This window comes from Stenotrophomonas sp. UBA7606, assembly GCF_002477705.1.
Classification (GTDB): domain Bacteria; phylum Pseudomonadota; class Gammaproteobacteria; order Xanthomonadales; family Xanthomonadaceae; genus Stenotrophomonas.
On record NZ_DLJW01000007.1, the window covers coordinates 1 to 10,594 of the forward strand.

General features: G+C 65.6%; 9 protein-coding genes. All 9 read right to left on the minus strand.

Going from position 1 to position 10,594, the window contains the following annotated elements; genetic code table 11:
* On the minus strand, positions 1-146 hold a 146-nt coding region (locus tag B2527_RS01550), incomplete at its 3' end, for a transaldolase family protein (RefSeq protein ID WP_293705771.1).
* A gap of 13 nt (positions 147-159) precedes the next feature.
* Positions 160-1,353: a CaiB/BaiF CoA transferase family protein gene (locus tag B2527_RS01555; RefSeq protein ID WP_282267488.1), complete on the minus strand. Its 1,194-nt coding sequence runs from the start codon at positions 1,351-1,353 to the stop codon at positions 160-162.
* A 162-nt stretch (positions 1,354-1,515) separates the two neighbouring features.
* Positions 1,516-3,372: a glycoside hydrolase family 127 protein gene (locus tag B2527_RS01560; RefSeq protein ID WP_293705758.1), complete on the minus strand. Its 1,857-nt coding sequence runs from the start codon at positions 3,370-3,372 to the stop codon at positions 1,516-1,518.
* Positions 3,369-5,558, minus strand: a complete 2,190-nt coding sequence (locus tag B2527_RS01565) for a formylglycine-generating enzyme family protein (RefSeq protein ID WP_293705760.1) — start codon at positions 5,556-5,558, stop codon at positions 3,369-3,371. Before B2527_RS01565 ends, B2527_RS01560 begins: the two co-directional genes overlap by 4 nt.
* Positions 5,559-5,595: 37 nt before the next feature.
* Positions 5,596-6,537 (minus strand): ribokinase, encoded by a 942-nt coding sequence (locus B2527_RS01570; protein WP_293705762.1) that lies wholly within the window; start codon positions 6,535-6,537, stop codon positions 5,596-5,598.
* Positions 6,534-7,790 carry a serine hydrolase domain-containing protein gene (locus B2527_RS01575; protein WP_293705764.1) on the minus strand — a complete coding sequence of 419 codons (1,257 nt, stop codon included), beginning with the start codon at positions 7,788-7,790 and terminating at the stop codon, positions 6,534-6,536. Before B2527_RS01575 ends, B2527_RS01570 begins: the two co-directional genes overlap by 4 nt.
* 20 nt (positions 7,791-7,810) lie before the next feature.
* Positions 7,811-10,075, minus strand: coding sequence for a TonB-dependent receptor (locus B2527_RS01580; protein ID WP_293705766.1), 2,265 nt, complete (start codon positions 10,073-10,075; stop codon positions 7,811-7,813).
* A 131-nt stretch (positions 10,076-10,206) separates the two neighbouring features.
* Entirely contained in the window at positions 10,207-10,380 is a 174-nt protein-coding gene (locus tag B2527_RS01585) for a hypothetical protein (protein ID WP_293705767.1), read from the minus strand.
* Between the two features lie 10 nt (positions 10,381-10,390).
* On the minus strand, positions 10,391-10,594 hold a 204-nt coding region (locus tag B2527_RS01590), incomplete at its 5' end, for a TonB-dependent receptor (RefSeq protein ID WP_293705769.1).

A 10,594-nucleotide genomic window follows, 5' to 3' on the forward strand; every position in this document is an offset into this window, starting at 1 on the left:
ACCGGCAGGTCGAGGGCTTTTTTCACCAGCGTCGGGTTGGTGGTGCAGTCGACCGGACGCAGGCGCTTGATGGCGTCGTAATCACCGGTATCGGCGACGACGACGGACAGTTCGCGCAGCTGCGCGAGCTTGGATGCAGTGCTCATGAAGTGCTCCGGATCAGGCGGGGGTGTCGCCATCATCGACGGCGGCGATGACAGCGGCGGTGTCCTGGTCGAAGGTTGGCGCGGCGAATGGCTGCGGGCCGGGGGTGCGACCAAACACGATGGGACGGGTGATGCCGCGGTAGCTGCCCAGCAAAGGGTGCTGCAGCGTGGTGATCATTTCCTCGGCCAGCACCTGCGGGTGCTCGAACATGTCCTCGACCTTGCGCGCGGCCGCGCACGGCACTTCTTCGCCGAACAGCGCTTCCCATTCCAGCGCACTGCGTGCGGCGAGCGCGGCATGCAGCTTGGCCAGCAGCTCGTCGGAATGCTCGGCGCGCTTGCGCACGGTGTCGTAGCGCGGATCGCTGCCCATTGCCGGCAGGCCGATCTTGTCGCACAACGCCTGCCAGAAGCGCGGCGTATTGGCCGAGATGTAGAGATGGCCCTGCGCGGTCGGGTGGATGCCGGTAACACCGCCCGAGCGCATGTCGCGGCCCACGCCTTCGGGCTCGCCTTCGGCCCAGATCATCCGTGCCGACTGCATGGTCAGCGCGCTGCGCAGCAGCGACACGCCCACGTACTGGCCTTCGCCACTGCGTTCGCGCTCGAACAATGCCGAAGACACACCGGCAGCCACCAGCGCAGCGGCGTAGTAGTCGACCACCGAGCCGTACAGGATTTCCGGCGCGCCACCGGGCTTGCCCTGCATCGCGCACATGCCGGTCATGGTCTGCAGTACCTGGTCGTAGCCGGCCTTGTCCTTGAGCGGACCGTCCTCGCCGTAACCGGTGACCGCGCAATACACCAGGCGCGGGTTGATCTTGTTCAGGCTGTCGAAATCGATGCCCAGGCGCGCCGGCACGCTGGGACGGAAGTTGTGCACCAGTACATCGGCCTCGCGCACCAGGCGCATCAGCACCGCACGCTGGTCGGCTTCCTTCAGGTCCAGCACCACGCCGCGCTTGGAGCGGTTCACGCCGAGGAAGGCGCGGCTTTCGGCCTCCAGCGTGGACGGGTACTTGCGCAGGTTGTCACCAACCGGCGGTTCCACCTTGATCACTTCCGCGCCCTGGTCGGCCAGCAGGGTGCAGCCGTACGGCCCGGCGATATAGGCGCTCAGGTCCAGCACGCGCACGCCGCTGAGCGGGCCACGGGCACCATCGCGCTGGGCGATGTCGAACGGAGATGGGTTGTTGCTTGCTGACATTGGCTGCACTCGAATCCTTGATTGCAGTTTCCTCCCGGTGGATGGGAAGAAACATATCGTGCGGGTATTTTCAGCGAGGACAAAAAGCAGGTATCGCGGTGTCATCGCCTTCAAAACCACCGCTGCCTTCACAGTTTCTGGTGACAGGCAGCGGTGACAGGCTTAGTGCGGGGCCAGCGACAGCCAGCTCAGGCGCCAGGCATCGTGAACGCGGCCACCACAGCGGTAATACGGCTCGAACACCAGCGGCGCGCGGCACTCCAGCTGCATCGTCACCGGCGCGCCTTCACCTTCGTCCTGGCCTACCTGCAGCCAGCGCGACGGATCACCTGCGGGCAGCTTCACCGTTTCATCGGTCTTGAAGCCATCGATCAGCGTGGTCGCATAGACCAGCGGGCCGTAGCTCAGGCCAACATATTCCCAGCGCAGCACTTCCTGCGCCACCGGCGAGCCGTCCGGTGCACGTGATTCCTGCACGTTGATGTTGGCGGCGCGGTGCAGCTGCGGCTGCATCGGCAGCTGTACCGTAACCAGGTCACCGGCCTGCCACTGGCGCTGCAGCTGCACGTAACCGTCCGCAGCGACCTGCACCGGCACGTTGACGCCGTTGACCTGGATGCGTGCGTCCTCGGCCCAGGCCGGGATGCGCAGGCCGATGCCGAAGCTGGCACTGTGTTCGGGCGTCACCCGCAGGCTGATATCGCCATTGAATGGATAGCGGGTCTGCTGCTGCAGCACCACCGTGCCGGCTTCCGAGTGATGAAGCGTGGCTTCACCGGCGCCGTACAGGTTCACCCGCAGGCCACCATCGGCGGCAACGCCATAGGCAATCTGCGGCAGCTCTTCCACCGCCATCGCGCCGGACGACTTGCAGCAGCGCCAGTACGTCGTGTGCACGCGCTTGCCGTTGGGGAAGGTGTAGTAACACCAGTCCTCACCGTTCGGCGCCATCGCCGCCAGCAGGTCGTTGTAGGCAGTGCGTTCCAGTTCGTCTGCGTAACGCGCGTGGCCGCTGATGGCCAGCAGCTCGCGGTTGAGCTGCATCCATGCCAGCACCGAACAGGTTTCCACATAGGCCTGCGGGAAGAAGGTGCGCGGGGCATTGAACACCTCGCGCGAGCGGTGCGCTACACCGCCCCACGGGCCGCCGCCCAGGGTCAGGTGCTGCTCGCGGATGTTGTTCCACAGGTTGTCGATGGCCAGCTTGTAATCGGCCTTGCCGGTGGCCTTGTACAGCTTGGCCAGTCCCACAAGATTCCACGACAGCTGATAGGCCTTGCCGGTGGCGATGAAGGCGGCATCTTCGTTGGCGATGCCCTTGTCGAGCAGGGCCAGGCGCGGATTGGCGTTGGCCTGCTGCAGGATTTTCTCGGCCAGTGCCAGATAACGCGGCTCGCCGGTGACCAGGTAGAGGTCGGCGGCCGGGTCCAGCAGCACCGTCGCCGACATGCCGTGGTGGTTGCCCAGCGTGGTGATGTCGATGCCTGATTCCAGCGCCTGCCAGCACAGGTCGGCGATGCGCCGCGCGGCCTGCAGGTAGCTGTCATCGCCCAGCGCACGCCAGGTTTCGAGGAAGCCGAGGATCAGGTAGCTGTGGGTCCAGATGTCCCAGGTGCGCAGTGCCGGCTCACCGTTCCAGCTCTCGGGCTTGGGCGGCTGCGGCACGGTGAAGCGGCGGTCGGCGGCATAGTTGCCGAGATAGCCGTCTTCATCCTGCTGGCTGATCAGCCAATCGGCGACGCGGCGCAGGTTGGCTTCCAGTTCGGGTTGGCTGCCCTGTGCGACTGCGCGGGCGGTGGCCGACAGCCACTTGCCGGCGTGTTCGCCGTACCAGTCGCCTTCCTGGTTCTGCTGCTTGTGCGCCTGGCCGAAGATGCTGATCGAGGGGCTGGCTTCATCGACGATGAAGTGGCTGAGGCGGCCGCTGCGGTTGGCGGCGAGCATCTGCCCGAACACACCGTCGAGCTTCACCGCCGCCGGTGCGATCAGCTGCTGGCCGCTGGTGATGGCCGCACTCATGCCGCGTCCACCACGCAACGGAAGCCGAGCATGCCGCTGCGGTCCTTGGCCGGGGCCATCAGCAGGTACTTGCCGTGCTGGTCCAGGCGGTAGGCCTGCGGGAAATACCAATGCGAGGTCTGCGGCTGGTAGCTGGAGCCACCGCGCAGGATCGCCGCACGGGTGTGCTCGTCGACGAACTCATCGGTCCACTGCCACACGTTGCCGACCAGATCCTCGACACCGAACGGGCTTGCGCCCTGCGGATGCGCATCGACATCGGCCGGGGCCAGCAGGCGGCGGCCACGGTTGACCTGCGGTACGCGGCTGGCGTCCCAGTCATTGCCCCATGGATAGGTTCGACCATCGTTGCCCTGCGCGGCGTACTGCCACTCCCACTCGTGCGGCAGACGCTTGCCGGCCCACGCAGCGTAGGCACGCGCATCTTCCAGCGACACCCAGATCACCGGCTTGTTGTCCCAGCCGGCGCGCGGTGCACCATCCACCCAATGGGCGAGGAAGTTGATGTCATCGGCCGGGTGATAGCCGGTGGCATCGATGAAGGCCTTGAACTGCGCATTGGTGACCGGATGGCGATCGATATGGAACGCCTGCATCTGCATCAGCTTGCGATGGTGACGGCGCGGGCAGTCTTCCCACGGGAACTGCACGTCCTGGCCGGCCCAGTTGAAGCCCTCGATCTCGACACCGCCAACGGCGAACACGAATTCGCCAGCCGGAATGGTGACCATGCCCTGCGGCGCGGCAGCCTGCGCGGTGGTGGCGGGAATCTCGCGCAGCCGCTGCGGGATTGCCTTCCATGCGCCGGAGAAGCTGTTGAGCGGCTGCTCGGCGCGCTTGGCGGCTTCGATCAGGAACGCATCCAGGCCTTCAACGGCAACGCCTGCCTGCACGCTCAGCACCGCACCAAAGCCACGCGCTTCCATCGGCAGTTCGATGATGGCCAGGCCATCACGCACGGTGGGCGACAGCTCCACGCCGTGCCAGACATCGTAGTAACGGGTGCCGTCCACATGCGGCAGACCGATCTGCTCGCCATTGACCGCGTATTCGTTGCGGTTGATGAAGGTGTGCAGGCACTGGCCTTCGACCGGGAACTTGCTGGCGAAGATGCCGCCCTGGTAGCAGACCTGGTAGGGCTCCCAGTCCATCGAAACGATCAGGGCCGGGAACTGGCGGTAGATCGACGCCATGCGGCGCAGGGTTTCACCATCGCGCGCGGTGAACTGGTTCCAGATGCCCCAGATGTTTTCCCAGGCGTTGTAACCGATGCCGTTGAAGAAGCAGTACTGCAGGTCGTGGTTGCGGTTGCGGCCCCAACGGTTCTCGTAGTTGACCATGTGGCGCGGCTCCAGCCACTTCCACTTGGACACCGGCGGCACCGGGCCATCGGGTGCCTTCTTGCCCCAGCTCTGCACGTTCCAGATCAGCTGCTCTTCCGAGCTGATGGTGGACTCGGGCTGCACCACCACCGGGTTGCCGTTGGCATCGCAGGCATCGAAGAATGCACGCGGCACGCCGTTGAAGGTGTCGCCGTTGATGCCGTCGGCACCGGTGGCCTTGATGATCTCGGCCAGCCCGTCCCAATGCGTCACGCCCGGGTCACGGGTGCCGTGGTCCCACGGCTTGGCCGGCAGGAACACGCGCACGCCGCGCTTCTGGAATGCCTTCACCGCAGCGGTAAAACCTTCAAGGCCGCCCGGCAGCGTGTGCGCCAGATCGAACTGGTTGCGGTCGTCGATGCCGATGTTCGGGTAGATGTACCAGATCAGTACCGAGTCCAGGCCGCCGAAGCGTTCGATCAGATCGTCCAGGTATTTGTCGACGGTGTACTGCGCGGTTTCCACGTCGAAGAAATAGCGGTCCTCGACCATCATCTGCGCGTGCACGAAGTTGCGCTGCGCCCACTGCAGTTCCGGGCGACGGTAGTTCACGTCGGTATAGCCGATGCGCACCAGGTGTTCCTGGCGCCAGTCCTTCAGCTCGGTCAACCAGTCGGCGGCGCTGGCATTGGCATCGATCATCCAGCTGCCAATGTCGGCGAATGGCCACGCCGGTGCCTTGCCCGGCGTCGGCAGGTAGCGGCCGGTGGTGACGTGCGAGAACTTGTACTCGGTGTGGATCGCCTCACGCCCGTGATCGGGGGAATCGGTGTCGTAATCGGGGGCGGGGTAGGGGGAGGTCATGGCAGTCATCCAACAAAAGCGGGGGGAGGCGTAACGGTTACAGCGCGCACCACGCCGCGAGGTCGGCATGGGCATCGGTGCCGGGCAGGCGGCTGGCGTCGGCCAGCAATGCCTGTACTTCGGCGTGTTCGGGAATACTGGATTGTGCACCCAGGCGCGTGCAGGCCAGTGCCGAGGCGGCGCTGGCGGCCAGCAGGGCCTGCTGCAGCGGTTCATCGCGGGCGAGCAGGGCGACCAAGGTGCCGCAGAAGGTGTCGCCGGCAGCCGTGGTATCGAGTGGCGAGATCGAGAACGCCGGCTGCAGCAGGATCTGCCCATCGATGCGTGCAAGGCTACCGCGCGCGCCGAGAGTGACGATCACGCAGGGTACGTCAAGCTGTGCCAGGCCGGTGGCCAGGTCCGGCGGATTGCCGGCCACCACGGCCAACTCGCCTTCGTTGACGATCAGCATGTCCAGCTGTGCCAGCAGTTCGGCCGGCAATACCTGCGCAGGCGCAGCATTCAAGGCGACTTTCACCCCGGCAGCGCGGGCGGCGGTGGCATAGGCCTGTACCGAGGCCAGTGGCGATTCCAGCTGCAGCAGCAGCCATTGCACGCCATCCAGCGCTGGCAGGTGTTCGGGCAGCAAGGCCATGTTGGCGCCGGGGGCGACGGTGATCGCGTTCTCGGCATCATCGGACAGGCAGATGAAGGCTGTGCCGGTAGGCAGCTGCGCATCGCGCACGGCATGCAGCAGCACGCCAGCGTTGTTCAACGAGGCTTCGATCGGCTTGGCGAAGTCATCGGCACCCAGGGCAAGCAGCATCTGCGTGGCAGCGCCACCGGCACGCGCGCAGGCCACGGCCTGGTTGGCACCCTTGCCACCGGGGAAGGTACGGAATTCGCGGCCGAGCACGGTTTCACCCGGTGCCGGCACATGCGCTGCACGCACCACGAAATCGAGATTGGCCGAGCCGGCGACAAGAACGGTGGAACTCATGGAATGGCCTGGTAAACGAGGTTGTAGAAACGGGTGGAAGGTGAGGCGAGGGCCTTGTCACCGCTGGGCAGGTACTGCATCAGCAGGATGGCCACCAGCTTTTCCTCGCGGTCGATGGTGAAGTACGTGGACGCGGCACCGGACCAGCCGAACTGACCGACGCTGCCGAGCTTGCCGCGGTAAGCAGGGTTGGTGATGACATAGCCGCCCAGGCCGAATCCTTCGCCCGCGCCATAGCTGCTGATGGCTGGCTCGAAGCCACCAAGCTGGTCGCTCATCATCAGATCGACGGTCTTGCGCGCGAGCAGCTGCTGTTTCCCACTGCGGCCATCATCGAGCAGCATATGGGCGAACTTCAGGTAGTCGGCAGCGGTGGAATACAGGCCGCCGGCGCCGCTGTCATAGCCCTTCAGGCGCACACCCGGATTGCGCGCGCTGAGCGTGTCGGCCACGCGCAGGCTGCCATCGTCGTTGCTGGTGGGCAGTTCGACCACGCGACCACGCTGCGCCAGCGGCACTTCAAAGCCGGTGTCGTGCATCGCCAGCGGGCTGAAGATGCGTTGTTGCAGGAACTGCGCGAACGGTTGCCCGCTGACCACCTCGACCACGCGCGCCAGCAGCTCGGTATTGCTGCCTTCGTAATGGAAGTGGGTGCCGGGCGCATCGGCCAAGGGTAGCGTGGACAAGCGGCGTGCAACGTCCTGCAGCGAGGTCGCGCTGTCGACATCGGCCGCGGTCAACAGCTTGGTCGCCACCCGGTGCGTGTCCGACGCCGCCGCGAAGCCGCTGGTATGGGTGAGCAGATGGCGCAGGGTGATCGCACGCGGTGCATCTTCGGTCTGCGGATGTTGCAGGTCGCCGCCGGTCACCACGGTGCGGTCGGCGAACTCGGGAAGGTAGCGGGCCAGCGGATCGTCCAGCGACAGCTTGCCTTCCTCCAGCAACATCAGCACGGCAACCGAGGTCACCGGCTTGGTCATCGAATAGATGCGGAAGATGCTGTCGGCCTGCAGTGGCCGGTGGCCAGCGCTGTCGGCGTGGCCGTAGTGCTGCTGGAACACGATGCGGCCATCGTGCTCGACCAGCGCCACCGCGCCCGGGAACTGGCCCGGTGCGGTGCTGGCCTGCAGGAAACCATCCAGCCGCTGCCAGCGGTCTCCAGCGTGCAGCAGCGGCGCGGACAGGCACAACAGGAGTGCGGTGCCACGGCGCAGCCAGCGACGGCTGCGCGGTGTTGCGATGGTTTGATGCATGGCGTGCACTCCTGAGCTCATCAGCGGAACGTGTACGAATAGCTCAACGAGACCACCCGGCCACGACCGGCCCAGTAGTTCTGCCAGCCATCGCCCTGCGAGCCGCTGAGGATGTAGTACTTGTTGAACAGGTTGTCCACGCCCAGCGAGAACGTCCCGAAGCGGCCACTATCGTAGTTCACGCCCAGATCCCACAGCGTGTAGCCGTTGATCTTCTCGTCGTAGTCGAAGGTCTCCCCGTCGTACTCGCGCACCGCCGAGCTGGTCAGGTGGCGGTCGCGCAGCATGCTCGCCCCCAGCGTGGCGTCCAGGTTGGGCAACGCCTTCCATACCAGAGCGACGTTGATCTTGTCCGGGGTGGCGTCGAAGATGCCCAGCGGCTTCTTCAACGGGCCGGCGTCGTAGCGGCCCTGCGGGTCCGGGCCCCAGAACGAGGTCCAGCCACGCAGGTGCGTGTACAGGCCGGTGATCTTGAACGTGTCGGTGAAGCGGAACTCACCGGTGAACTCGATGCCTTTGATGTCGGTGGGCGCGCGGGTCATGATGAAGTCGCTGGTCAGCGGGTCCACTTCCAGCGACGCGCCGAAGTCGGAGGTGGAGTGGTACCAGCTGCCACTGAGCGCGCCCCGCGAACCGCGCCAGTTGAAGCCGATGTCGATGTTGTCGACGATGATCGCCTGCAGGTCGAGGATGCCCTTCACCGACTGCCCGGTGTAGTTCACGTTGCGCAGCGGGATGCCGATGTCCGGCAGGGTGAAGCCCTTGCTGTAGGCGCTGAACAGCGAGAACTGGTCGGTCACGCGCCAGATCGCGCCGATGTTGGGCAGGTTGGCGGTGTAGTCCAGGGTGCCGCCTTCGACGAACACGCTGTTGCGGTAGGCCACGGTGGTGTAGCTGTCCACGTCCAGCTCGCCGTTCTCGCGGCGCAGGCCGCCGCTGACTGTCACCGGGCCGATGTCCCAGCTCAGCTGCGCGTAGGGGGCCACGCTCCTGTAGTCCATCGGCGGCACCCACACGCGGTCGGTCATCACCAGCCGCTGCTGCGCCACGTCCTGCACGAAGTCCACGCCGGTGTGCAGCTCCAGGCCATCCACGCCGAACAGCGTCGGGCGCGTCCACGAGGTGCGCAGGCCCTTCTTCTCCGATTGGATCTCGGACTGGTCGAAGATGCGGTCGGCGTCGTCGGCCGGCGCCGGCTTGACCAGCTGGCGGTCGGCGCCGTTCTCCGGCAGGAAGCGCATGCCCTGGTCGGCCTGGTAGCCGACCAGGTCCAGCGTGCCACCGAAGAAGTCGTTGTGGGTGTACTGCAGGCTGTACTGGATGAACTTGTTGAGCGCATCGCGCTGGCCGTCGATGTGGCCCTTCACCGAGGTGTTCGGGTACGGCGTGTCGCACGGCGGCCAGTCATGCGGGCCCTTGCAGCCGACCACCTGGATGTAGTCGCCGTTGCCGCCGATGTTGAAGTTGCTGTAAGTGGCCTGCAGGCGCTGCTCGCCGTCCTGGCCGAAGTTGAAGCCACCCTTCATGTACAGGTTGCGCGACTGCGAGTCGGCCAGCGAGCCGCTGGAATTCATGCCGATGCTGCGGCCCTTCGCGTCGTAGGCCATGCCGCGCTCCAGCTGCGAGACGCTGGCCAGGAAGTCGTAGTTGTCCTGCTTGATCGCGTGGCTCAGGCCCAGCTTCCAGCCCACGCTGTCGTCGTGGAACTGGGTCTGGTAGCGCGCGCTGATCGTGGTTTCGCTGCCGTCGTGCTCGGGCACCTTGGAGATGTAGTTGATCACCCCGCCAGTGGCACCGATGCCCTCGGCCGCCGACGGGCCGTTGATGACCTCGATGCGGCCGATCACGCCCATGTCGGTGAAGGTGCCGTTGCGGGTGCCTTCGCGCAGCGGCGAGCCCTGCGGGATGCTGTCGAACAGGCGCAGCGGGATGCGTCCGCGCAGCGACTCACCGGAGTTGGTCATCGCCTGCGAGGATTCGGCGTAGCCGGGGATGGTGCGCGCCAGCACCGCGGTGTTGTCCTCGGTGATCACCAGTGACTGCCGGATCTCTTCCGGGGTGATGATCGAGATCGCGCCGGGGATCTTGTCCACGGCCTTGGGCGCGCGCACGCCGGTGACGATCACCCGGTCCAGGTCGGTGGCCTGGGCAGGCTTCCTGCCGCTGCTGCTGGCGGCGCGTTCGTCCTCGCGCGCCTGCGCCGCGTCCACCTGTTGTGCGCGCACACTGTCGCTGACCGCCGCGGCCAGCAGGAAAACCCCCAACGTCACAGGCAAGTTCTTCATGTTCGTTCTTATCTCGATGGATGTATGAGAAGACGCGCTTGAACTGCTTTGCCGCATGCGTGCGGCGACTGCTGCAGGTAATGACCGCTGGCCACGTCCCTCCCGACGCGCCGTGCCCCCGTGGATGCAGCCTAGGCGTGCGCAGGGGCAGGGAAGAAGGACGGGCGGCTAGCTTCAGACGTGAGCTTTTGTTGGTTGAAGAAAGGCGATGTTTTTTCTTGCGGCGCAACAAGAAACATCCGCTTGTGACGCATCCGGCGGGCAAAGAAAACGGCGCCACGGTTGCCCGTGGCGCCGTTGTCCATCAGCCCGTTATCAGAACTTGATGGTGTGCGAGAGCGAGACCATCCGGCCGCGGCCGGAGAAGTAGTTCTGCCAGCCCGGCAGCTGCGACCAGGTCAACACGTACTGCTTGTCGAACAGGTTCTCGATGCCCAGCGACAGCTGGCCGAAGCGGCCGGTGTCGTAGTTCACGCTCAGGTCCCACAGCGCGTAGCCATAGGTGTTCTCTTCGTTGGC